Below are 614 nucleotides of genomic sequence, written 5' to 3' on the forward strand. Positions count from 1 at the left end.
CCGCGGTCGATTTCGTGGTGGTGGAAGTTGCACAGCAGGATCGCGTTGGTGATGTTGGTTTTGCCGCCGTCTTGCCAGGGGATCACGTGGTGGACTTCGCACCATTGGCCTGGGATGTCGCAGCCGGGTGCCCTGCAGTGGTGGTCCCTGGCGATGAGGATGCGGCGTTGTTCGCGGGTGAAGAGGCGTTGGGCTCTTCCGAGTTTCAGGGGCACACCGGCGGGGTCGGTGAGCATGACTTGGATGGCCGCGTCGCAGAGCAGGTGCACGACCGCCCTGAGGGGGACGGGGGTTCCGTCGCCGCCGACGCGGGCGAAGCGCAGGTCGATCATGGCATCCGGGTCGGGGACGCCGAGGGCGTTGAGGGAGATTTGATGGATCCCTTGCGGCCACCAGCCCCCGCCGACTCCGCCGAGCTGACCGCCAGCATCAGTGGCTGAGCCTGAAGCGGTCCCCGCGTCAGCGCCGTTGCCGCTGCCCATGCCGATACCGCTGGCAGGGCCGGTGGTGGGGTTGTGATGGGCGTCGTGGGTGGTGCAGTCGTGCAGGTGGTGGTCGATCGCGGTCAGGGTCGTGCTGATGAGCAGGGTGGGGGCTGCGCCTGCGGTGGTGGG

The 614-nt window shown here is 68.1% G+C and carries 1 protein-coding gene; it reads right to left on the reverse strand.

From position 1 onward, the window contains the following. Positions 1 to 614, reverse strand: a 614-nt coding sequence (locus DWB68_RS15830; protein WP_147391725.1) for an HNH endonuclease signature motif containing protein, incomplete at both ends; no start/stop codon positions are given.

This window comes from Galactobacter valiniphilus, from assembly GCF_003575975.1.
GTDB lineage: Bacteria > Actinomycetota > Actinomycetes > Actinomycetales > Micrococcaceae > Galactobacter > Galactobacter valiniphilus.